This is a genomic window from Streptomyces fradiae, from assembly GCF_041270065.1.
Lineage (GTDB): Bacteria > Actinomycetota > Actinomycetes > Streptomycetales > Streptomycetaceae > Streptomyces.
In genome coordinates, this window is the sequence record NZ_CP065958.1 from 3,859,826 (window position 1) to 3,881,745 (window position 21,920).

Genomic DNA, 21,920 nt, shown 5'->3' on the forward strand with positions numbered 1-21,920 from the left:
CCGTCAGTAGATACCTGTGGTCTCTATACGGGTACGTGTACGGCCTCGACGCGGCTGGCGACGAGGCGTTCGCGCTCCCGGCGTGCGCTGGCGGACTTGAGCCGGAGGATCTGGACGACGCCGAGGGCCTCCAGGACGAAGACCGAGGAGAACGCGATCCGGTAGTTGTCGCCGGTCGCGTCGAGCAGCACGCCCACGGCGAAGAGCGTGGTCATGGAGGCGACGAAGCCGCCCATGTTGACGATGCCGGAGGCGGTGCCCTGACGCTCGGGCGGGTTGGCGGGGCGGGCGAAGTCGAAGCCGATCATCGAGGCGGGTCCGCAGGCGCCGAGGACCGCGCAGAGGGTGATCAGCAGCCACATCGGGGCGCGGTCGCCGGGGTACGCGAGAGTGGTGCCCCACAGCAGGGCGGTGGCGGCGACCGTGCCGAGGGCGAGCGGGGCGCGGGCGGCGTGGTGGCGGGCGATGATCTGCCCGTAGGCGAGGCCGACGGCCATGTTGGAGAGCACGACGAGGGTGAGCAGTTCGCCGGCGGTCCCCCGGCCGAGTCCCTGGTCCTCGACGAGGAACGGCAGGCCCCACAGGAGCAAGAAGACCATCGCGGGGAACTGGGTGGTGAAGTGCACCCACATGCCGAGCCGGGTGCCGGGCTCGCGCCAGGACTCGGCGATCTGGCGGCGTACGAACGCGGCGCCGGCGTGGGTGGCGGGCGCGGGCTCGTACCCCTCGGGATGGTCCTTGAGGAACAGCAGGAGCAGGACGAGGACGACGACGCCGGCGAAGGAGCTGCCGACGAAGGTGGTGGTCCAGCCCAGGCCGTGCAGGGCGCGGGAGAGGAAGATCGTCGAGACGAGGTTGCCGGCCATGCCGAAGAGGGCGGCGACCTGGGCGACGAGCGGCCCGCGGCGGGCCGGGAACCAGCGGCTGCCGAGCCGCAGCACGCTGATGAAGGTCATCGCGTCGCCGCAGCCGAGCAGGGCGCGGGAGGCGAGCGCCATGGGGTACGAGGGGGAGAGCGCGAAGCCCAGCTGGCCGAGGGTGAACAGCAGGACGCCGATGGTCAGCACCTTCTTGGTGCCGAGCCGGTCGACCATGAGGCCGACGGGTATCTGCATGCCGGCGTAGACGAGCAGCTGGAGTATGGAGAAGGTCGACAGCGCGGAGGCGTTGACGTCGAAGCGGTCGGCGGCGTCGAGTCCGGCGACGCCGAGGGAGGTCCGGAAGATGACGGCGACGAAGTAGACGGCGACGCCGACGCCCCAGACGAGGGCGGCGCGCCGGCCGCCGGGCGGGTCGCCGGGCAGGGTGACGGCGGACCCGTGTGCGTCGCGTCCGCTCATCGGTCCTCACCCCGGACCAGGATCTTGACCCAGCTGAGGTGCTGGCGCACGCAGTGCGCTGCGCCCTCGGCGTCGCCGGCTCTGATCCGCTCCAGGATCTCCGCGTGCTCGGCGATGTTCTTGGCGATCCGGTCGGGCTGGGACTGCATCACGGCGACGCCCATCCGCAGCTGCCGGTCGCGCATCTGGTCGTAGAGGCGGGCCAGGATCTGGTTGCCGGCGTGCTTCACGATCTCGGCGTGGAAGCAGCGGTCGCTGACGGCGACCTCGGCGAGGTCCCCGGCCTCGGCCCGCCGCTTCTGCTCCTCCAGGAGCTCTTCGAGTCGCGCGACAAGCCCGGCGGGCGCGGGCACGGCCCGCCGCACGGCGAACTCCTCCACAAGGAGCCGGGTCTCGACGACGTCCGCGATCTCCTGCGCGGAGACGGCGAGCACCAGCGCGCCCTTCTTCGGATAGAGCTTGAGCAGCCCCTCCATCTCCAGCTTCAGCAACGCCTCCCGCACCGGCGTCCGCGACACCCCCACCGCCTGCGCCAGCTCCCCCTCGGTGAGCAGCGTCCCACCCTCGTAACGCCGGTCGAGGACCGCCTGCTTGACGTGCATGTAGACGCGGTCTGCTGCCGGGGGTGCGGATGCCATGCGCACAGCTTAGATACAACAGGGGTACAACAGACAGGCCCGTCCGCATGCCGGACGGGCCTGCGTGCCGGTCAGGCGGGCGGCAGCAGATCGCTCTCGCTGACGGTGTAGGTCAGCGGGGGCCAGACGAAGTCCGTCTCGTGGTTCTCGCGGCGCCGCAGGCGGTAGAACTCCTGCCGCTGCTCTTCGTCGGCCGGCGTGAGGCGGGTGCCCTCGGGGAGGTATGCGTTCCCGTCGCGGTATCGGACGAGGGTCTTCGAGGTCCGGAACGTGACGCCCAGCCACGGGTTGTCCGCCGCGTCCGCCGCTCCGGCGGGCGCGTCCCACACGATCTTGTGCCGGAGGCGCCGGTTCGAGTCGGTGGAGAACGCGACGACGCTGTGGTGAGCGAGAGGGATCTCGAATTTCTCGCCGGGGGATTTCTTCGATTCGAAGATCAGCTTCCTCGACGGGGCCGCTGCGGGATCCTCGTAGCAGGAGAAGACGGCGATGAACGACCCGTCGGCCAGATCGAGGGCCTGGTCGGAGTGGCCGCCCATCGTCCGGTAGGCGTTCGTGTAGCGCTCGACGAGGGCGTTGTCGAAGCCGACCGGAAGCGCCGCGCATTCCTGAACCTGGTGCGCCAGCCGTTGCGCCAGCCGTTCGTGCACCGCGCGGAAACGCTGCGCCGGGGTGCCGTAGCGCGTGGTCGTCCGTACGAGAGGCACGCCGCCCGACTCGTCGACCTTCGTCAGCACGGCGCCGCGCCGCCCTTTTCCCAGCTCTTCCCAGTGAACCGACGCCGACAACTCCGCGAAGAGATTCTCCTCGGTCGGCACAGCGCACGAGATGATCTCGTCCGAGATCCTAGGCTCGGGGGGCACGATAATCTCCCGCGTTCATGCTGAAGCGGAATTCGTCGCCGTAATCGATGAAGGACGAGCTCCTGTTCTCCTCGGCGTACAGCCTGCGCAGCTCGTCCATGCCGGCTTCCGTGGGCGGTTCCAGTCGCACCAGTTCCTCGGCCGCCTTGAGAAACGTCTGGCCGTCCTTGTGCACGGCTTCGGCGCTCGAACAGCGCACCACGTACCCCAGGCGGGTCGGGAGCAGCTCGGCGTCCAGCGCCGAGGGCCGGATCTCGTGCGTGTACAGGCGGTTGGTGGACAGCGGCATGAAGAAGACGGAGCCGGGATGGAGGGTGACCGTGAACTGTGCGGGGAACACCGCCTCGTCGCGTTCTTCGGACGGCTCCTTGAGGCGGAACTGAAGCCTGGTGAGCCCGCTGACGCCCTTCACGCCGTAGTCGAAGCCGTCTTCGGACAAGGGCTGCAGCCGGTCGAGCCCGTCGTAGAAGGTGCAGAAGGCCATGATGCCGTTGACCGGCATGTCCTTCGTCTTGTCGGCATGGGCCGAGATCTTGGCCTTGGACTGCTTCCGATCCGCTGTGGCACGGGTGTTGCGGTAGATCTGCGCGAGGACGTGATTCAGCGGCGCCTGGCCCCGGAAGACGGCGGCGGCCTCGCGGTTCAGCGCCTCGACGATGCTCGTGTCGGTCGGACGGAAACCCTCGGTCGGACCCGACAGATTCGTCGAGCACCGCAGCAGCCGGAAATGCAGCTCATCACCGTCCTGGGTGACGGGCGTCAGATAGATTCCGCTGCGATGAGCCGTTCCAGGCTTGGTGGACTCCGTCAGCGACTGGAACGCGTGCTCCGCGCGGATCCGTCCGAAGTGATCGTCACCGAGCCCGAAGAAGCGGCGGTAGTACACCCCGACACCGTGCACGCGGAGGGGAACCCGGCCGAGGTCCTCGACCACAACGACCCGGGCAGCCGCTCGCAGTTGACGGTCACTGATCCCGGATATCTCGCCGCACAGGTAGACGGTCTTCTGCGCGAGGTCGAGCGAACCGGAAGCGAGCTCCTCCGGCGGGACGACCGTCCCGAAGAAGTCCCTGACCACGTCACTGTCCTGCATCTCCGAAGGCGCGACCAAGAGGTTGCCCGCATCCTCGATTCGGGCTTCTGTCAGCTGAGTTGTCTTCATCAAAACTCGTCCCCCGTTCGCCTCCCGGACCGTGCAGGCGATCGTATCCACCACGCGAACACCCGGTCGGGGGCGACGACGTCCCCGACCGGGTGCTTCACATGACCGCCGACGCGCTGCCTAGCTCGGCCAGTTGATCCAGCCCGAGCAGCCCTTGTGGTCCTCGCAGACGCGGAACTGCTTGATCTGCGAGCTGTACGTGGCCCACGGGCCCCAGTCGCCGTGGGCGCCGTTGCCGTCCCACTGCGAGACATGGGCGCCGTTGGCCAGGTAGGCGTCGGCGTAGACGCCGTTGCCGTCCGACTCGCCGTCGTAGGCGCGCATCGAGTAGGCCGTGGCCTGCGCCCGGTCGTCGCCGTGGGAGGCGGTGACGGTCGCCGAGGCGGAGGTCGCGGTGGTGATCGCGAGGAGCGCGGCTCCGCCCAGGATGGTCGAGGCCCGGAGAGCCGTCTTGAGCGACAACTTCATGATTCCCCCTTCGTGTCGAGCTTGGTCGAGCGAAGTGGTTCTCGGTCGTCGACGACTCTAGGAAGGCCTTTCGGTAGGGCACCACAGCCATTTACGCCAAAACACCCGGAGGGGACGGTGTCGTCCCCGACCGGGTGTTTCACGTGAAACAACGCAACCAGGCGGCTACGCCCAGGTGATGAGTCGCTTCGGCTGCTCCAGGATCGCCGCGATGTCGGCCAGGAACTTCGACCCCAGCTCGCCGTCGATCAGGCGGTGGTCGAAGGACAGGGCCAGGGTGGTGACCTGGCGGGGCTTCACCTTGCCCTTGTGGACCCAGGGCTGGAAGCGGATCGCGCCGACCGCGAGGATCGCGGACTCGCCCGGGTTGATGATCGGGGTACCGGTGTCGACGCCGAAGACGCCGACGTTGGTGATGGTGAAGGTGCCGCCCTGCATCGCCGCCGGCGTGGTCTTGCCCTCGCGGGCGGTGGAGACCAGCTCGCTGAGCGAGCGCGACAGGTCCGGCAGGGTCTGGGCGTGCGCGTCCTTGATGTTCGGCACGATCAGACCGCGCGGGGTGGCCGCCGCGATGCCCAGGTTCACATAGTGCTTGAGCACGATCTCCTGGGCGGCCTCGTCCCAGGCCGCGTTGACGTCCGGGTTGCGCTTGATCGCGACCAGGACCGCCTTGGCGATGAGGAGGAGCGGGTTGACCCGCAGGCCCGCCATGTCCTTGTCGGACTTGAGCTCGTCGACCAGCTTCATCGTGCGCGTGATGTCGAAGGTGATGAACTCGGTGACGTGCGGCGCGGTGAAGGCCGAGCCGACCATCGCCGCCGCCGTGGCCTTCCGTACGCCCTTGATGGGGATACGGGTCTCCCGGGCGTCCGACGGAACGGCGAGCGCCGGGGCCTCGGCCGCCGGGGCCGCCACCGGAGCGACCGGCGCGGGCGCGGCCACGGGGGCCGGGGCCTCGGCCGGGGCCGCCGCGCGGTGCACGTCCTCGCGGGTGATGATGCCGTCCGGGCCGGTCGGGGTGACCGAGGCCAGGTCGACGCCCAGGTCCTTGGCGAGCTTGCGCACCGGCGGCTTGGCCAGCGGGCGGCCGGCGACGGCGGGGCCGTGGCCGTTCAGCTGCTCGGGGACCACCGGCGCCGCGGCCTCGGGGGCCGCCGCCTCGGCCGGGGCCGCCGACTTGCGGGCCCGGCGCTTGGTGGCCGACGCGGCCACGCCGTAACCGACGAGGACCGGCTGCCGGCCCTCCGGCTCGGGCTCCTCCGCCACCGGGGCCGCCACCGGGGCCGCCACGGGCTCGGCGGCCGGCGCCGCGGGCGCCTCGGGCGCGGCGCCGCCGCCCACGTTCACCGTGATGATGACCTCGCCGACGGCGACCGTGGTGCCCTCGGGGAAGCGCAGCTCGTGCACGGTGCCGTCGAACGGGATCGGCAGTTCGACGGCGGCCTTCGCGGTCTCGACCTCGATCACGACCTGGCCGTCGGTGACGGTGTCACCGGGCTGGACGTACCACTTGAGGATCTCGGCCTCGGTGAGGCCCTCGCCCACGTCGGGCATCTTGAATTCGCGGATCGTCATCGTGCTGATCTCCTCAGAACGCCAGCGAGCGGTCGACGGCGTCGAGCACGCGGTCCAGGCCCGGCAGGTACTCCTCCTCCAGGCGCGCCGGCGGGTACGGCGCGTGGTAGCCGCCGACCCGCAGGACGGGGGCCTCCAGGTGGTAGAAGCAGCGTTCGGTGATCCGGGCGGCGATCTCCGCGCCGGAGCCGAAGAAGACCGGGGCCTCGTGGACGACGACCAGCCGGCGGGTCTTCTCGACCGAGGCCTGGATGGTGTCGAAGTCGAGCGGGGAGATCGAGCGCAGGTCCACGACCTCGATCGACTTGCCCTCCTCGGCGGCGGCCGCGGCCGCCTCCAGGCAGGTCTTCACCATCGGGCCGTACGCGACGAGCGTGAGGTCGGTGCCCTCGCGGGCCACCCGGGCCTTGTGGAGCTCGCCGGGGATGGCGTCGACGTCGACGTCGCCCTTGTCCCAGTAGCGGCGCTTGGGCTCGAAGAAGATGACCGGGTCGTCGCTCTGGATGGCCTGCTGGAGCATCCAGTAGGCGTCGGAGGAGTTCGCCGGGGTGACCACCTTGAGACCCGCGACGTGCGCGAAGAGCGACTCGGGGGACTCGGAGTGGTGCTCGACGGCGCCGATGCCGCCGCCGTACGGGATGCGGATGACGACCGGCATCTTCACGGTGCCGAGCGAGCGGGCCCGCATCTTCGCCAGCTGCGTGACGATCTGGTCGTATGCGGGGAAGACGAAGCCGTCGAACTGGATCTCCACGACCGGGCGGTAGCCGCGCAGGGCCAGACCGATCGCGGTGCCGACGATGCCGGACTCGGCCAGCGGGGTGTCGACGACCCGGTCCTCGCCGAAGTCCTTCTGCAGACCGTCGGTGATCCGGAAGACACCGCCGAGCTTGCCGACGTCCAGACCCATGACGACGACCTTGGGGTCGGTCTCCAGGGCCTTGCGCAGCGACTCGTTGAGCGCCTTGGCCAGGGGAAGCTTCTGAACAGCCATGATTACTCGGCCTCTCCGCCCTCGAAGGACGCCTGGTAGGCGGCGAACTGGGCGCGCTCCTCGTCGACGAGCGCGTGCCCGTCCGCGTACACGTTGTCGAACATCGCCATGTGGTCCGGGACGGGCATGGCGCGGACGACCTCGCGGACGTGCTTGCCGAGCTCCTCGCTCTCCGTCTCCAGGGCCTCGAAGAAGGCGGCGTCGGCGTGGCCCTCCTTCTCCAGGTACGCCTTGAGGCGCAGGATCGGGTCCTTGGCCTCCCAGGCCTCGCGCTCCGTGTCCCGGCGGTAGCGGGTCGGGTCGTCGGAGGTGGTGTGGGCGGCCATGCGGTAGGTGAACGCCTCGATGAGCGTCGGGCCCTCGCCGCGGCGGGCGCGCTCGAGCGCCGACCGGGTCACGGCCAGACAGGCGAGGACGTCGTTGCCGTCGACGCGGACGCCGGGGAAGCCGAAGCCGCGGGCGCGCTGGTAGAGCGGGACGCGGGTCTGCTTCTCGGTGGGCTCGGAGATCGCCCACTGGTTGTTCTGGCAGAAGAACACGACCGGGGCGTTGTAGACCGAGGAGAAGACGAACGCCTCGTTGACGTCGCCCTGGCTGGAGGCGCCGTCGCCGAAGTAGGCGATCACGGCGGAGTCCGTGCCGTCCTTGGCGACGCCCATGGCGTAGCCGGTGGCGTGCAGGGTCTGCGAGCCGAGGACGATCGTGTACAGGTGGAAGTTGTTGCTGTTGGGGTCCCAGCCGCCGTTGTTCACACCGCGGAACATGCCGAGGAGGTTGGTGGGGTCGACCCCGCGGCACCAGGCGACGCCGTGCTCGCGATAGGTCGGGAAGACGTAGTCGTCGTCCCGCAGCGCGCGGCCGGAGCCGATCTGGGCGGCCTCCTGGCCGAGCAGCGAGGCCCACAGGCCCAGCTCGCCCTGCCGCTGCAGGGCGGTGGCCTCGGCGTCGAAGCGGCGAGTGAGCACCATGTCGCGGTAGAGGCCGCGCAGTTCCTCGGCGCTCAGGTCGATGTCGTACTCGGGGTGATGGACGCGCTCACCCTCGGGCGTCAGCAGCTGAATGAGCTCGGGCTCCGTCTGCTGCGGGGCCTGCGCCTTCTTCGCGGTCGCGCTGGTGGTGCGCTTGGTGCCGCTGCTGCGTCGCGTCGTCTTGCGCGCGGCAGTGCTCTCCACGGTCACGTGCGTGCTCCTCCGTCGGTCCGGCCCCCGGGGTTCGCTCGGTGGGCCAGTGCGGCTCCGCCCTATCCGTACCCTTCGCACGGGGTGGGTGCGACGCGGCCGGGGTCGGGCGTGACAGGTGCCCCGGCGTACGCCGTCACAGGCACCGTACCCACAGCGCAACAATTCCGCGAAACCCCACTTGACCTGCAATTTTGCTTGGATTTCCAAGTAAATCGAGAAAAGCGGGACTCGTCCCTGGTCAGCGCATGGACAAGCGCCCGACGGCGTCGTCGGAACACCCGGCACGTTATCCCGCGCACCCCGGGCGCCGGAAGACCCAATATGTGAGACTGACCGCGTGAGCGAAGAAGGAAAAATCCGGGTATTTCTGCTGGACGATCACGAAGTCGTGCGGCGCGGCGTCCACGAGCTGCTCTCCGTGGAGGACGACATCGAGGTGGTCGGCGAGGCCGGCACCGCCGCGGACGCCCTGGTCAGGATCCCCGCGACCCGCCCCGACGTGGCCGTGCTCGACGTCCGGCTCCCGGACGGCAGCGGGGTCGAGGTGTGCCGCGAGGTCCGCTCCCAGAACGATGCGATCAAGTGCCTGATGCTCACGTCGTACGCGGACGACGAAGCCCTCTTCGACGCGATCATGGCCGGGGCCTCGGGTTACGTCCTCAAGGCCATCCGCGGCAACGAGCTCCTGAACGCGGTCCGGGACGTCGCCGCGGGCAAGTCGCTGCTCGACCCGGTGGCCACGGCGCGGGTCCTGGAGCGGCTGCGGGACGGCAACAGCCCGAAGGGCGACGACCGGCTCGCGCACCTCACCGAGCAGGAGCGCAAGATCCTCGATCTGATCGGCGAGGGCCTGACCAACCGGGCCATCGGCGAGCGTCTCCACCTCGCCGAGAAGACGATCAAGAACTATGTCTCCAGCCTGCTGTCGAAACTGGGCATGGAGCGGCGTTCGCAGGCCGCGGCGTACGTGGCGCGGATGCAGGCCGAGCGGCGCTGAGGCGGCGCCGGGCTCCCGGCGGGAAGGCGGGCCGGCCGGGTCACCCGAACGGGTGTGACCGGGCCGTCCGGCCCGCATTCGGGACCTATGTCCTCGTGAACCGGGGCAGGGGCCCCTTTTCCGGCACGGTGCCGGTGGCGGAGAGTGGAACCATGTCCACCGAGGAGACCCGCCAGGAGACCCGCGAGCAGTCCTGCGAGGAGACCCGTGCCGTCGAGCTGCTGAACCGTGTCGCGTACGGGCGGCTGGCCACGAGCATGCGGGCGATGCCCTTCGTCGCCCCGGCCCGCCACGTCGTGGCCGACGGCCGCGTCCTGATCCGGCTGCACCGGGGCCTCGGCTACCACCGGGCCTGCAACGGCAGCGTCGTCGCGTATGGCGCGGACAACCTCCACTCGGGCGCGGAGCAGCTGTGGTCGGTGCAGTTCACCGGCACCGCCGAGATCGTCGAACCGACCGCCGAGGAGCGCGCGGCCTTCGGCGCGGAGCCCACCTCCGTGGACGGCGAGCCCTTCGAGCCGGTCTACATGCGCGTCGAGCCGCAGTTCGTCACGGTGCACACCCTCGACTACCCGGCCGGCCAGAGCACTCCCTCCAGCGGGAGTTCCAGCGGGAGCTCCACCGGGAGCTCCACCGGGCGACAGCTCCACCACGTAGCGTGATCTAACATCTGCGGAGTGCCGCGCTCATCTGTACCACCGGCTTCGCGCCTCCCCGCTCCCCCCGTACGCGCCCTGCTGCGCCGCTACCCCGCGGCCGGCGAGCCGCTGTCCTGCCAGCCCGTGGCCCAGGGCCTGCTCAACCGCGGCTACCGGCTCGCCACCACCCGCGGCGCCTACTTCCTCAAGCAGCACGTGGACGCCAGGACCGCCGACCGGGACACCATCGTGCGCCAGCACCGGGCCACCCAGCGGCTGCACGCCCTCGGCCTGCCCGTCGCCCCGCCGCTGCCCGACGGCCGCGGCCGCACCGTCGCCGTCATCGGCGGCCGCTGCTACGCCCTCCACCCCTGGATCGACGGCCGGCACCGCGACGGCGCCCAGCTGTCGGCCGGCTGCTGCCGGCGGCTCGGCGGGCTCCTCGGCCGGGTGCACACCGGTCTCGACCGGGTCATGGGGTCCCCCACGGAGTCCCCGGGCCCCGACCGGGGCCACGGCCACGAGAGCGCCCGCCCCGAGGACACCTTCCGGCTCATCGACGAGCTGCTCCGCCTGGTCCGCGCCCGCCGTCCGCGCGACGGCTTCGACGGGCTCGCCGAGCACCGGCTGCTGGAACGCCGGGTGCTGCTCGCCGCGCACGCCCACCGCCGCCCGCCGGCCGCCGCCGCGACCGGCTGGGTGCACGGCGACTTCCACCCCTTCAACCTGCTCTACCGGGGCGCCGAACCGGCCGCGATCGTCGACTGGGACCGGCTCGGGGTGCGCCCCCGCGCCGAGGAGGCGGTCCGGGCCGCCGCGATCTTCTTCGTACGGCCGGCGGGCGAGCTGGCCCTGGACAAGGTGCGGGCGTACGCGCGGGCCTACCGCCGGGCGGCCGGCGCGGACGGCGCCGAGCTGGCCGCCGCGGTGGAGCGGGTGTGGTGGGAGCGGCTCAACGACTTCTGGACCCTGCGCTGGCGCTACCAGCTGCACGACCACAGGGCCGACCCGCTGTTTCCCGCGGTGTCGGCCCTGGCGGTGTGGTGGACCCGTGAGTACGAGGCGGTGCGCGACGCGTTCACGGGGTGAGGGCGGTCGGGGATCAGCCGCCGGTCGTGCCGGTGGAGGTACCGGTCGAGGTTCCGGTGGACGTGCCCGTGGAGGTTCCGGTGGACGTACCCGTGGAGGTCCCGGTCGTGCCGGACGAGCTGCCGGTCGAGGTGCCCGTGGACGTCCCCGTCGAGGTCCCGGTCGACGTACCCGAGGACGAGCCCTCGGTGGTGCCCTCCGTCGTACCCTCCGTGCCGCCGTCGCTCGTGCCCGTACCGCCGTCCGTCGTGTCCGTCGGGTCGGTCGTCGGCTCCTGCGTCTTCGTGGGCTCCTGCGTCGGCTCGCGCGTCCACGTCTTCGTCGGCGGCGTCCACGGCTGGTCGTTGCCGCCGCTCGACGAGTCGTCAGGCGTCTCGCTCTCGTCGCTCGGCTCGTCCGACGGGGTCGGCGAATCACCCTTAGGGGACGGCGAGTTGGTGATCGTCGGCTGCTTCGTATTGCCGCCGTCGCCCTTGTCGCCGGCCTTGTCGAGGGCGAACGCGACACCCGCGACGATCGCGATCAGCGCGAGCGCCACGAACAGCAGCGCCTTGCCGCGGCCGCTCTTGTGCCCGTTGCCGCCCTGCCCGGCGTAGCCGCCGTAGCCGCCGTCCTGTCCGTAACCGCCGTGCCCGCCGTCGTAACCCGCGGCGCCGTCCTCGGGGTTGCGCGGCGGCAGGATCGGGCCCTGCGCGGTCTCGTGGTGCATGGGGTGGCCGAGCACCGAGGTCGCGGCGACGCCGCCGACCGGCGTGTGCATGCCGTCGTGCGTCTCGACCGGGCCGGTGTTCCACATGCCGGTGTGGCCGCCCTGCTCCTGGAGCATCTGCAGCCCGTACTGGATCAGTCCGCGCATCTCCTCGGCGCTCTGGAACCGGTCGTCCGGGTCCTTCGCGAGCGAGCGCATCACCAGGCCGTCCAGCTCCGGCGGCGCGCCCTGCGCGACGTCGGACGGCGGGATCGGCGCGTCCTGGACGTGCTGGTAGACCACCGACAGCGGGGTCTCGCCGGTGAACGGGGGCCGAAGCGCCAGGAGTTCGTAGAGCAGACAGCCCGTCGCGTACAGGTCGGAACGGTGGTCGACGGCCTTGCCGAGCGCCTGTTCGGGGGAGAGGTACTGCGGCGTGCCCATGACCATGCCGGTCTGCGTCATGGTCGACTGCGCGCCGTGCAGGGCGCGCGCGATGCCGAAGTCCATGACCTTGACCGCACCGGTGTGGGTGATGATCACGTTGGCCGGCTTGATGTCCCGGTGCACGATGCCGTGCTGGTGGGAGTAGGCCAGGGCCTCCAGGACGCCGGAGACGATGATGAGCGCCTGCTCGGGACCGGGCGCCTCGGCGCTGATCAGCAGGTCGCGGATGGTGCGGCCCTCGACCAGCTCCATCACGATGTACGGCACGGACTGGCCGCCGACGAAGTCCTCGCCGGAGTCGTACACCGCCACGATCGCGTGGTGGTTGAGGCCGGCGACCGACTGCGCCTCGCGCGTGAAGCGGGCCTTGGAGACCGGGTCCTCGGCGAGATCGGCGCGCAGCAGCTTCACCGCGACGGTGCGGCCGAGCCGCACGTCCTCGGCGGCGAACACCTCGGCCATGCCGCCGCGGCCCAGACGGTGGGTCAGCCGGTAGCGTCCGTCGCCGACCACGCCCCCGACGCCCCAGGACTCGGCGGACGCGTCCGGCACTCCGCCACCAGCTTCGGATTCGGGTGCCATCAGTCCTCGCCGTCGTCTGTTGTGCCGTGTCCAGTCGTCACGCTACAGGCTCCGTACGACATCACGGTCCGCGATGAATGGGCCATCCCACTCCCTGTACGTACACCTGTGCAAATCCATGGCGTTCCTGTGACGCTTCCGGGACATTCGCTGTGCGGAGGGTCACGGAACGGGCACCGAACCGGGGCGCGGCTTGACGTGTCACTGCCCTCGGGCAGACTTGGCCAGGAAATTCCGGATCAGCGTCGCCACGCGCGCGTAGGGGGAAGCACGAGATGAGCCAGGACGGCGCACAGGGCCGCTATGCGGGCGGTTCGGTCGCGGGCGGCCGGTACCAGCTGCGCGACCTGCTCGGCGAAGGCGGCATGGCGTCCGTCTACCTCGCGTACGACAGCGCGCTCGACCGTCAGGTCGCGATCAAGACGCTGCACACCGAGCTCGGCCGCGAACAGTCGTTCCGCGAACGCTTCCGCCGCGAGGCGCAGGCCGTCGCCAAGCTGTCGCACACCAACATCGTGTCGGTCTTCGACACCGGCGAGGACGCCCTCGACGGCGCCGTCATGCCGTACATCGTCATGGAGTACGTGGAGGGCCAGCCGCTCGGCTCGGTGCTCGCCGCGGACGTGCAGCAGTACGGCGCGATGCCGGCCGACAAGGCGCTGAAGGTCACCGCGGACGTGCTCGCGGCCCTGGAGACCAGCCACGAGATGGGCCTGGTCCACCGGGACATCAAGCCGGGCAACGTGATGATGACCAAGCGCGGCGTGGTCAAGGTCATGGACTTCGGCATCGCCCGCGCCATGCAGTCCGGCGTCACCTCGATGACCCAGACCGGCATGGTCGTCGGCACCCCGCAGTACCTCTCCCCCGAGCAGGCCCTGGGCCGCGGCGTCGACGCCCGCTCCGACCTGTACTCGGTCGGCATCATGCTGTTCCAGCTGCTCACGGGCCGGCTGCCGTTCGACGCGGACTCGCCGCTGGCGATCGCCTACGCGCACGTGCAGGAGGAGCCGGTCGCGCCGTCCACGGTGAACCGCTCGGTGACCCCGGCGATGGACGCGCTGGTCGCCCGCGCCCTGAAGAAGAACCCGAACGAGCGCTTCCCGAGCGCCGCCGCGATGCGCGACGAGTGCCTGCGGGTGCTGTCGGCCGGGCAGACCGGCGCGCCGATGATCGTCGCGGGCGGCCCGGTGCAGAGCGGTTCGGGCGTCGGCTCGGCGGTCTTCCCGCCGGTCGGCCAGACCCCGCCGCCGTCCACGCACGGCATGCAGACCCCGTACCAGGCGCCGATGCCGCACACCCCGCAGCCCGGTCCGTACGGCGTTCCGACCCCGGCCCCCTCCTACGGGTATCCGCAGGCCCCGACCCCGGCCCCGGCGCCCGTCTACCAGACCCCGGCGCCCGTCCCGACGCCCGCGCCCGGCCCGTACACGGTCCAGTCGCACACGGGCGCCACCGGCGGCGGGAACCGCAACAAGATCCTCGCCGCCGCGGTCGCGCTGGTCGTCGTGGCCGGCACCGTCACCGGCATCGCGCTGATGAACCGCGACCCGGGCGGCACCGAGGGCGGCGGCGGTACGGACCCGAGCCAGAGCGCCAGCAGCGCGCCCGGCCACAAGGGCCCGGACTACAGCAAGACCATCGACACCAAGAAGTGCACCGAGCCGCGCGAGGCGAGCAGCGACCCGAGCAAGTTCGAGGTGCCGGACTTCACCTACAAGAACATCGAGTCGGTGAAGGCGTGCATCCAGGCCGCCGGCTGGAAGATCAAGGCGGAGTCGTCGATCGACGAGGCCACCTACGGCCAGGGCACGGTCATGACGCAGTACCCGCGCCAGGGCACGGACATCAGCAAGGACGACGCCGAGTTCAACCTCGAGGTCTCCACCGGCGACCAGCCGCAGTAGCAGCCCGATAGCGGTCCGGCAGCCGTCCGGTAGCCGTCCGGTAGCCGTCCGACCTGGGGTCCCGCGACTGCGGGGCCCCGACCGGACGTGTCCGGGATGCCTACTTTGTCCCGACATGTGACGCTGAGTTGAACAACTCGACTCGGCGGCTCGGTACGGGAGGGGGTCACCCGGTGACTCCAGGATCAGGTCCTCGTGCGCGGGCGTTCGCGCCCGTCCTCGCCTGCTGGCTGGCGGCGGGCGCGGTGGCACCGGCGTACGGGGCCGAGGCGGGGGCGGGGGCCACGTCCACCCCCTCGCGCACGGCGACGGCCCCGAGCCCGTCCCCCGGCACGCCCACCTCCACCCCCTCGCCGAGCGGCTCCGTACGGCCCTCCGCCCCGCCCTCCGCGACCCGCTCCCCCAGGCCCGGGCCCTCGCCGAGCGGTTCCGCCACGCCCTCCGGGACCGCCGGGGCGCCCGGCCCCACCGCCTCCGCCTCCGCGTCCGCTTCCGCCTCCGCCGGGTCCGGCGGCGCGCCCGCCTCGCCCTCCGAGCCGGCCGAGCCCAGCGGCTCCGCCTCCCTCGCGGGGCGCGCGGCGGGGGAGGGCCGGGAGCGGCCCGGGCGGCCCGCCGCCCCCGCGGAGGCCACGCCGGCGAGCCCGGCCGACCCCGCTCGTACCAAAACGGCAACAGAAGAGGAGCCGGAATCGAGCGCCGACGGCACCGACGGCGTCGTACCGGAGACGGACGCACCAGCCGTGCCGACTCCGCCCGAGCAGCTTCCGGCGGCCGGCGCGGGGATCGGCACGGAGACCGCCGCACACCTCTCCGACCGGCGGATTCCCGTGCTCACCCTGGGCGTCGGGCTCGCCCTGGTCGGTCTCGGCATCGGGTTCCTCGGGATCCGGATGCGGCGCCGCTGAGCCCCCGCCGGGGCCGGCCAGGACCGCCGGGTCCCCCTTGAGTCGGACCTTCCGGATCCGTCTCCCGGCGCTTGTCCCCGTCGACTTACTCGGTATACATACTCGGTATGTCGATCCGCCACGGGCTTCTCGCCCTCCTCGAACGCGGTCCGCGCTACGGCTCGCAGCTCCGCACCGAGTTCGAGTCCCGCACCGGTTCCACCTGGCCGCTCAACGTGGGCCAGGTCTACACGACCCTCAACCGGCTCGAACGGGACGGGATGGTCGTCCAGGACGGGGAGGACGAGGCCGGCCACGCGCTCTACGCGATCACCGACCACGGTCGCGGCGAGCTGCGCAGCTGGTTCGAGAACCCGGTGGACCGCACCAGTCCGGCCCGTGACGAGCTGGCCATCAAGCTCGCCATGGCCGTCGGGGCGTCCGGGGTCGACATCCGCGACGTCATCCAGTCGCAGCGCCGCCACACGGTGAAGGCCATGCAGGACTACACCCGGCTCAAGGCGCAGGCGATCACCGCCGTGGAGCGGGGTGGGGCCCAGGAGCGCGACGACGTCGCCTGGCTCCTGGTCCTGGAGCAGCTGATCTTCCAGACCGAGGCCGAGGCGCGCTGGCTCGACCACTGCGAGGCGCGGCTGATCCGCCTCTCGGCGGCGGCCGCGGCCGCCGCGGCCAGGGGTGACGCGGCGGGGTCCCCGGGCCCGGCAGGGGGAGCGGCCGACGCCGCCGCCGGGCCCGCCACGGGGGCCGCCGCCGCACAGCGCACCGGCACCGCGCGGCGCCGCTGACCCGGCGCCGTACCCACCGAGCTTCAGTCCGCCCCAGCCAGTCCGACCCACCCAGTCCGACCGTCCCATCCAGATCGTCCGATTTCGATCGAGACCCAGACCGTACGTACGTCCGGCGCCGTCAGCGGCCGCTCCGCAGACGGCTGTTCGCCGGCGTACGCCCGAGGGGGATTCCATGACCACCGCCCAGCAGCAGCCCGTGCTGCGCCTGCAGAACCTCACCCGAGTCCACGGCTCGGGCGCCACGGAGGTGCACGCCCTGCGCGGCGTCGACCTCGACGTCTACCCCGGCGAACTCGTCGCCGTCATGGGCCCGTCGGGCTCCGGCAAGTCGACGCTGCTGACCATCGCCGGCGGCCTCGACACCCCGAGCTCCGGCCAGGTCGTCGTCGAGGGCACCGACATCACCACCGTCGGCCGCAAGGAGCTCGCCGCGCTGCGCCGCCGCAGCATCGGCTACGTCTTCCAGGACTACAACCTCATCCCGGCCCTCACCGCCGCCGAGAACGTGGCCCTGCCCCGCGAGCTGGACGGGATCTCCGCCCGCAAGGCCCGCACCGAGGCCCTCGCCGCCCTCGCCGAGATGGACCTCGGCCATCTCGCCGACCGCTTCCCCGACGAGATGTCCGGCGGCCAGCAGCAGCGGGTGGCCATCGCCCGCGCCCTGGTCGGCGACCGCCGGCTCGTCCTCGCCGACGAGCCCACCGGCGCCCTCGACTCCGAGACCGGCGAGTCGGTGCTCGCGCTGCTCCGCTCCCGCTGCGACGCGGGTGCCGCGGGCATCCTGGTCACCCACGAGCCGCGGTTCGCCGCCTGGGCCGACCGCGTGGTGTTCCTGCGGGACGGCTCCGTCGTCGACCAGACCGTACGCAGCGAGGCCGACTCGCTCCTGACCGGCCAGGCGGCGCAGCAGTGACGACCTGGTTCCACTCCTGGCGGGCCGCGGTCCGCATCGCCCGCCGTGACGCCTGGCGCTCCAAGGGCCGCAGCTTCCTCGTCCTCGCCATGATCGCCCTGCCGATCCTCGGAGTGAGCGCCTTCCAGCTGACCATGCGCAGCTCCGAACTCAGCGCCGAGCAAAGCCTGGAGCGCTCCATAGGCGCCGCCGACGCACAGCTGACGGACGCCCAGATGGCCGGGGTGCCGATCCTCCAGGACCCCAAGGGCGAGCAGAACACCCCCGTCGAGGACTTCGCCAAGACCGACAAGCCCTGGCCCAGCGGTCCGACCGATGTCGCCAAGGCCATTCCGGCCGGTTCGACGGTCCTCACCGACACCGACGGCACTGCCAAGCTGACCACCACGCACGGTCTGCTGCAGACCCAGATCCGTGAGCTGAAGGCCGCCGACCCGATGGCGCGCGGCATCATGACCCTCACCGAGGGCAGCTTCCCGGAGAAGAACGACGAACTGGCCGCGAGCACCGCGTTCCTGAAGAGCAGCGGCCTCACCGTCGGCTCGACCCTCACCGCCCGCGGTTTCGACCGCGAGTACCGGATCACCGGCGCCTACGAGCTGCCCAGCGACCTCAAGACCGAGCAGGTCAACGCCCTGCCGGGAGCGTTCCTCGCGCCGTACGCGGCCGCCGTCGAGAAGGCCGGCAGTCCGAGGCCCGATGTCACCACCACCTATCTGGTGACGAGGTCCGGTGGTTTCACGTGGAACATGGTCCAGGAGATCAACAAGAAGGGCGTCATGGTCGTGTCGCGGGCGGTCGTCCTCGACCCGCCCGCCGACTCCGAGGTCCCGCTCTACCAGCGTGACGACTTCCACCGCTACGAGGACAGCGCCGCGGGCACCGCCGCCGCACTGGCCGCCGTCGCCACCGTGGTCGGCCTCGCGATGCTGGAGATCTGCCTCCTGGCCGGCCCCGCCTTCGCCGTCGGTGCCCGCCGCTCCCGCCGCCAGCTCGGTCTGGTCGGCGCCAACGGCGGCAACCGCAGCCACATCCGGGCCATCGTGCTCAGCGGCGGCCTGGTCATCGGTGTCGCCGCGGCCCTCGTCGGCACGGTCCTCGCGCTGCTCCTCACCTTCGCGCTCCGGCCGCTCCTGGAGGAGTACATGGGGCAGCGGTTCGGCGGCTTCACCATCCGGCCGCTCGAACTGCTCGGCATCGCCGCGCTCGCCGTCCTGACCGGTCTGCTCTCCGCGATCGTCCCGGCGGTCACCGCCTCCCGGCAGACCGTCCTCGCCTCCCTCACCGGCCGCCGCGGCGTCCGCCGCTCCAGCCGGGTGCTGCCCGTCCTCGGTCTGATCGCCGTCGCCCTCGGCGCCTCGATCGCCCTGTACGGCTCGGTCGTCACCGACCAGGTCCTCATCGTCGCGGCCGGCTCGGCCCTCGCCGAGCTGGGCGTGGTCGCCCTGACCCCGGCCCTGGTCGGCCTGTTCGGGCGCGGCGGGCGCTGGCTGCCGCTGTCGCCGCGGCTCGCGCTGCGCGACGCGGTGCGCAACCGGGGCCGCACGGCTCCCGCCGTCGCCGCCGTCCTGGCGGCCGTCGCGGGCACCGTCGCCGTCTCCACGTACGCCGCGAGCCGCGACGCCCAGGGGCTGAACGAGTACCAGCCGAAGCTGCCGTTCGGGGCGGTCGCCGCGATCGTCACCGAGGAGGGCGGGCGGGACGCGCCGGCCGTCCGCGAGGCGGTGCAGCGCTTCTTCCCCGTCGACAGCCGGGTCGACGTGTCCCGGATCGCCGTCGGCAAGCCGGGCTGCGCCCCCTGGGGCGGCGGCAAGGGCTGCGGCCGCTTCGAGATCGTCATCCCCAAGGCCAACGAGTGCCCGCTCTGGGTGGAGACGCCGGACGGGTCCGACCCCTCCGAGCGCTTCACCCCCGCGCAGCGGACCAAGCTGCTCCAGGACGACTGGCGCTGCAAGGGCATGCGGGGCGACGGCGTGTACGTCGAGGGCAACATGCTCATCGCGGACGCCCCGATCCTGAAGGTCCTCGGCATCACCGACCCGGGCGCCGCCAAGGCCCTCGCCGACGGGAAGCTGGTCAGCTTCAGCGCCCCGCAGGTCGACAAGAAGAACGACACCGTCGGCATCCGCCTGATCACCGACCTGGAGGCCTACGACAAGGCCGGCCAGGAGCACAAGCCGCTGCCCGGCGAGATCCGGTCGCTGCCCGCCTACCAGGTGCCCGGCGAGCCGCTCTCGTACGGCGTGCAGAGCATCCTCACCCCCGCCGCCGCCAAGGCCGCCGGACTGACGACCGTCCCCATGGGCGCGTACTTCACCACCGACCGGCTGCCGAGCACCGAGCAGCGGCAGAAGCTCGACGGCGAGATCGCCAAGCTGGGCAGCGAGGTCGACCTCACCCTGGAGGAGGGCTACGTCAGCAAGAACAGCCTGGTGCTGCTCGCGCTGACCGTCTTCGCCGGCCTGGTCACCATCGGCGCGGCCGGCATCGCCACCGGCCTCGCCCAGGCCGACGCCGAGGCCGATCTGAAGACCCTGTCCGCGGTCGGCGCCCCGCCCCGGGTGCGCCGCACCCTCAGCGGCTTCCAGTGCGGAGTCGTCGCCGCGATGGGCGTCGTCCTCGGCTCCGCCGCCGGTGTGCTGCCCGCCATCGGACTCCGGCTCACGGAGGAGCGGGAGGCGGTGCGCTTCTACGAGCAGAGCCTTGCCGAGGGCTGGGGCAGCTCCGACGGGCCGCCGGTCATGCCGATCGTCGTGCCCTGGGAGACGCTCGCCGCGCTCCTGGTGGCCGTCCCGCTCGGCGCCGCGCTCCTCGCGGCCCTGGTGACCCGCTCCCGCGGGGCGCTGGCCCGCCGCGCCGCGCACTGAGGTTCGTTCGCGGGTTCAATCGCGGGTTCGTTCGCGGGTTCCTTCGCGGGTTCCTTCGCGGGTTCCTTCGCGATGTTGTGCCCCCGGAGGAGGGTGGATCACCCTCCTCCGGGGGCACACCGTGTGATGAGGCGTATGTGCGAGAGAATGGCGGCATGGAGATGCCGAGGAATGACAGGTCGCAGGAGAGCCCCCAGGTCCTCATCGTGGGCCAGGACGGGATGGCGCTCGGCGGCCCTCAGGGTGACGACGAATCCCGCGAGGTCCCGGTGACGGAAATGGTCGAGCAGCCTGCGAAGGTCATGCGGATCGGCAGCATGATCAAGCAGCTTCTGGAGGAGGTCAGAGCGGCACCTCTCGACGAGGCCAGCCGCGTACGGCTCAAGGAGATCCACGCCAGCTCGGTGAAGGAGCTGGAGGACGGACTCGCTCCGGAGCTCGTGGAGGAACTGGAGCGGCTCTCCCTGCCGTTCACCGACGAGGCCATCCCCTCCGACTCGGAACTGCGCATCGCGCAGGCCCAGTTGGTCGGCTGGCTCGAAGGCCTCTTCCACGGCATCCAGACGGCGCTGTTCGCCCAGCAGATGGCGGCCCGCGCCCAGTTGGAGCAGATGCGCCGCGCGCTGCCGCCCGGCGCGCCGCACGACGATGACGACGACGGCCCGCAGCGCGGGCGCGCGGTCGGCTCGGGGCCGTACCTGTAGGTCTCCTACGTCATGCCCGAGGGGCCCGGTACGGGCGGTGGAAGCCGCTCGTACCGGGCCCCTCGGATATGCATCCGGCCCTGGTCAGGCCTTCGTCGGGCGCGAGGGCGTTCAGGCCTTCGGGGCGAGCAGCAGCACCTTGCCGACGTGGCCGCTCGCCTCGACGACCCGGTGGGCCTCGGCGGCGTCCGTCAGCGGCAGGGTGCGGTCCACGACCGGGGTGACGGTGCCCGCGGTGATCAGGGGCCAGACGTGCTCGCGGACGGCGGCGACCACGGCCGCCTTCTCCGCCGCCGGGCGGGCGCGCAGGGTGGTCGCGAGGACCGCGGCGCGCTTGGCCATCAGGGCGGCCAGGTTGAGCTCGCCCTTGACGCCGCCCTGCAGACCGATGACGACCAGGCGGCCGTTGACCGCGAGGGCCTTGATGTTCCGGTCCAGGTACTTGGCGCCGACGATGTCCAGGATGACGTCCGCCCCTGCCCCGTCGGTCGCCTTGTGCAGCTCCTCGACGAAGTCCTGCTCGCGGTAGTCGATGAGGATGTCGGCGCCCAACTCGGCGCAGCGGGCCAGCTTCTCGGGTCCGCCGGCGGTGACGGCGACCCGCGCGCCGACCGCCTTGGCCAGCTGGATCGCCATGGTGCCGATGCCGCTCGCGCCGCCGTGCACCAGAAGTGTCTCGCCGGGCCGCAGATGGGCGAGCATGAAGACGTTCGACCAGACCGTGCAGGCCACTTCGGGCAGCGCGGCGGCCGTCACCAGGTCCACGCCCTCCGGCCGGGGCAGCAACTGCCCGACGGGCACGGCCACCTTCTCGGCGTAACCGCCGCCGACGAGCAGCGCGCACACCTCGTCGCCGACGGCCCAGCCGGAGACGCCGGGGCCGAGCGCGGCGATCCGGCCCGCGCACTCGAGACCGGGGTACGGGGAGCTGCCGGGCGGCGGGTCGTAGAAGCCCTGGCGCTGGAGCAGATCGGCACGGTTGACGGCGCTCGCCACCACCTCGACGAGCACTTCGCCCTCGGCGGGGACGGGATCGGGCACCTCGGCCCAGACCAGCGCCTCGGGCCCGCCGGGTTCCGGAATCGTGATCGCATGCATGCCGGCGAGGCTACTCCGGGACCCGGCGGCGGGGCGGGGCGAGGCGGGCGAGGCGAGGCAGGGCGAGCGGGGCCGT

At 71.8% G+C, this 21,920-nt stretch carries 20 protein-coding genes; 9 read left to right on the top strand and 11 right to left on the bottom strand.

The annotated features are described in order from the left end of the window. Positions 1–23 precede the first annotated feature (23 nt). The 8 genes from JAO84_RS17495 to pdhA all read right to left on the bottom strand — a co-directional run bounded on the left by JAO84_RS17495 (position 24) and on the right by pdhA (position 8,218). Entirely contained in the window at positions 24–1,340 is a 1,317-nt protein-coding gene (locus JAO84_RS17495) for a nitrate/nitrite transporter (RefSeq protein WP_370413727.1), read from the bottom strand. Continuing rightward, a complete protein-coding gene (locus tag JAO84_RS17500) occupies positions 1,337–1,978 on the bottom strand; it encodes a GntR family transcriptional regulator (RefSeq protein ID WP_370413728.1) in 642 nt (213 codons plus the stop codon). The genes JAO84_RS17495 and JAO84_RS17500 overlap by 4 nt, the downstream gene beginning before the upstream one ends. Before the next feature lie 71 nt (positions 1,979–2,049). Beyond that, on the bottom strand, positions 2,050–2,796 hold the full coding sequence (locus tag JAO84_RS17505; protein ID WP_370413729.1) for an alpha-ketoglutarate-dependent dioxygenase AlkB: 747 nt from the start codon (positions 2,794–2,796) through the stop codon (positions 2,050–2,052). Between the two features lie 28 nt (positions 2,797–2,824). Then, the gene (locus tag JAO84_RS17510; RefSeq protein ID WP_370416794.1) at positions 2,825–4,003 is read right to left on the bottom strand and encodes a hypothetical protein; all 1,179 of its coding nucleotides are present in this window, start codon (positions 4,001–4,003) and stop codon (positions 2,825–2,827) included. A gap of 120 nt (positions 4,004–4,123) precedes the next feature. Next, positions 4,124–4,471 carry a hypothetical protein gene (locus tag JAO84_RS17515; RefSeq protein WP_370413730.1) on the bottom strand — a complete coding sequence of 116 codons (348 nt, stop codon included), beginning with the start codon at positions 4,469–4,471 and terminating at the stop codon, positions 4,124–4,126. Between the two features lie 165 nt (positions 4,472–4,636). Beyond that, positions 4,637–6,046 carry a dihydrolipoamide acetyltransferase family protein gene (locus tag JAO84_RS17520; RefSeq protein WP_370413731.1) on the bottom strand — a complete coding sequence of 470 codons (1,410 nt, stop codon included), beginning with the start codon at positions 6,044–6,046 and terminating at the stop codon, positions 4,637–4,639. Between the two features lie 13 nt (positions 6,047–6,059). Next, complete coding sequence (locus JAO84_RS17525) at positions 6,060–7,040, bottom strand: alpha-ketoacid dehydrogenase subunit beta (RefSeq protein ID WP_265861526.1); 981 nt, start codon at positions 7,038–7,040, stop codon at positions 6,060–6,062. Positions 7,041–7,042: 2 nt separating this feature from the next. Further along, positions 7,043–8,218 carry a pyruvate dehydrogenase (acetyl-transferring) E1 component subunit alpha gene (pdhA, locus tag JAO84_RS17530; RefSeq protein ID WP_370413732.1) on the bottom strand — a complete coding sequence of 392 codons (1,176 nt, stop codon included), beginning with the start codon at positions 8,216–8,218 and terminating at the stop codon, positions 7,043–7,045. 340 nt (positions 8,219–8,558) lie between these two features. Here pdhA and JAO84_RS17535 point away from each other — a divergent pair, with 340 nt between their 5' ends. From JAO84_RS17535 to JAO84_RS17545, 3 genes are all read left to right on the top strand, one after another. Then, complete coding sequence (locus JAO84_RS17535) at positions 8,559–9,218, top strand: response regulator transcription factor (protein ID WP_265861520.1); 660 nt, start codon at positions 8,559–8,561, stop codon at positions 9,216–9,218. 152 nt (positions 9,219–9,370) lie between these two features. Then, positions 9,371–9,880, top strand: coding sequence for a pyridoxamine 5'-phosphate oxidase family protein (locus JAO84_RS17540; protein ID WP_370413733.1), 510 nt, complete (start codon positions 9,371–9,373; stop codon positions 9,878–9,880). Positions 9,881–9,895: 15 nt separating this feature from the next. Continuing rightward, complete coding sequence (locus JAO84_RS17545) at positions 9,896–10,945, top strand: phosphotransferase (protein ID WP_370413734.1); 1,050 nt, start codon at positions 9,896–9,898, stop codon at positions 10,943–10,945. 13 nt (positions 10,946–10,958) lie between these two features. Here the strand turns inward: JAO84_RS17545 and JAO84_RS17550 are convergent, their stop codons facing one another. After that, entirely contained in the window at positions 10,959–12,662 is a 1,704-nt protein-coding gene (locus JAO84_RS17550; RefSeq protein ID WP_370413735.1) for a protein kinase, read from the bottom strand. A 275-nt stretch (positions 12,663–12,937) separates the two neighbouring features. Between JAO84_RS17550 and JAO84_RS17555 the strand changes: the two genes are divergently transcribed. Further along, on the top strand, positions 12,938–14,569 hold the full coding sequence (locus JAO84_RS17555; protein WP_370413736.1) for a protein kinase: 1,632 nt from the start codon (positions 12,938–12,940) through the stop codon (positions 14,567–14,569). Between the two features lie 166 nt (positions 14,570–14,735). On the opposite strand, the gene JAO84_RS17560 is transcribed toward JAO84_RS17555, so the two are convergent. Continuing rightward, positions 14,736–15,200, bottom strand: a complete 465-nt coding sequence (locus JAO84_RS17560) for a hypothetical protein (RefSeq protein WP_370413737.1) — start codon at positions 15,198–15,200, stop codon at positions 14,736–14,738. A gap of 109 nt (positions 15,201–15,309) precedes the next feature. Between JAO84_RS17560 and JAO84_RS17565 the strand changes: the two genes are divergently transcribed. From JAO84_RS17565 to JAO84_RS17585, 5 genes are all read left to right on the top strand, one after another. Next, the gene (locus JAO84_RS17565) at positions 15,310–15,474 is read left to right on the top strand and encodes a hypothetical protein (RefSeq protein WP_265861511.1); all 165 of its coding nucleotides are present in this window, start codon (positions 15,310–15,312) and stop codon (positions 15,472–15,474) included. 107 nt (positions 15,475–15,581) lie between these two features. Further along, complete coding sequence (locus JAO84_RS17570) at positions 15,582–16,259, top strand: PadR family transcriptional regulator (RefSeq protein ID WP_370413738.1); 678 nt, start codon at positions 15,582–15,584, stop codon at positions 16,257–16,259. A gap of 175 nt (positions 16,260–16,434) precedes the next feature. Next, the gene (locus tag JAO84_RS17575; RefSeq protein WP_370413739.1) at positions 16,435–17,175 is read left to right on the top strand and encodes an ABC transporter ATP-binding protein; all 741 of its coding nucleotides are present in this window, start codon (positions 16,435–16,437) and stop codon (positions 17,173–17,175) included. After that, positions 17,172–20,042: an FtsX-like permease family protein gene (locus JAO84_RS17580; RefSeq protein WP_370413740.1), complete on the top strand. Its 2,871-nt coding sequence runs from the start codon at positions 17,172–17,174 to the stop codon at positions 20,040–20,042. The genes JAO84_RS17575 and JAO84_RS17580 overlap by 4 nt, the downstream gene beginning before the upstream one ends. 155 nt (positions 20,043–20,197) lie before the next feature. Continuing rightward, positions 20,198–20,746, top strand: coding sequence for a bacterial proteasome activator family protein (locus JAO84_RS17585; RefSeq protein WP_370413741.1), 549 nt, complete (start codon positions 20,198–20,200; stop codon positions 20,744–20,746). Between the two features lie 111 nt (positions 20,747–20,857). Here JAO84_RS17585 and JAO84_RS17590 read toward each other — a convergent pair whose 3' ends face one another. Further along, positions 20,858–21,844: an NAD(P)H-quinone oxidoreductase gene (locus JAO84_RS17590; RefSeq protein ID WP_265861507.1), complete on the bottom strand. Its 987-nt coding sequence runs from the start codon at positions 21,842–21,844 to the stop codon at positions 20,858–20,860. Positions 21,845–21,920 lie beyond the last annotated feature (76 nt).

What these genes read in the sequence shown, in the direction of transcription:
- JAO84_RS17520 (WP_370413731.1), bottom strand. Translation starts at nt 6,046, where the DNA reads ATGACGATCCGCGAATTCAAGATGCCCGACGTGGGCGAGGGCCTCACC.
- JAO84_RS17525 (WP_265861526.1), bottom strand. Translation starts at nt 7,040, where the DNA reads ATGGCTGTTCAGAAGCTTCCCCTGGCCAAGGCGCTCAACGAGTCGCTG.
- JAO84_RS17570 (WP_370413738.1), top strand. Translation starts at nt 15,582, where the DNA reads ATGTCGATCCGCCACGGGCTTCTCGCCCTCCTCGAACGCGGTCCGCGC.
- JAO84_RS17510 (WP_370416794.1), bottom strand. Translation starts at nt 4,003, where the DNA reads ATGAAGACAACTCAGCTGACAGAAGCCCGAATCGAGGATGCGGGCAAC.
- JAO84_RS17515 (WP_370413730.1), bottom strand. Translation starts at nt 4,471, where the DNA reads ATGAAGTTGTCGCTCAAGACGGCTCTCCGGGCCTCGACCATCCTGGGC.
- JAO84_RS17575 (WP_370413739.1), top strand. Translation starts at nt 16,435, where the DNA reads ATGACCACCGCCCAGCAGCAGCCCGTGCTGCGCCTGCAGAACCTCACC.
- JAO84_RS17590 (WP_265861507.1), bottom strand. Translation starts at nt 21,844, where the DNA reads ATGCATGCGATCACGATTCCGGAACCCGGCGGGCCCGAGGCGCTGGTC.
- JAO84_RS17585 (WP_370413741.1), top strand. Translation starts at nt 20,198, where the DNA reads ATGGAGATGCCGAGGAATGACAGGTCGCAGGAGAGCCCCCAGGTCCTC.
- JAO84_RS17500 (WP_370413728.1), bottom strand. Translation starts at nt 1,978, where the DNA reads ATGGCATCCGCACCCCCGGCAGCAGACCGCGTCTACATGCACGTCAAG.
- JAO84_RS17555 (WP_370413736.1), top strand. Translation starts at nt 12,938, where the DNA reads ATGAGCCAGGACGGCGCACAGGGCCGCTATGCGGGCGGTTCGGTCGCG.
- JAO84_RS17550 (WP_370413735.1), bottom strand. Translation starts at nt 12,662, where the DNA reads ATGGCACCCGAATCCGAAGCTGGTGGCGGAGTGCCGGACGCGTCCGCC.
- JAO84_RS17495 (WP_370413727.1), bottom strand. Translation starts at nt 1,340, where the DNA reads ATGAGCGGACGCGACGCACACGGGTCCGCCGTCACCCTGCCCGGCGAC.
- JAO84_RS17540 (WP_370413733.1), top strand. Translation starts at nt 9,371, where the DNA reads ATGTCCACCGAGGAGACCCGCCAGGAGACCCGCGAGCAGTCCTGCGAG.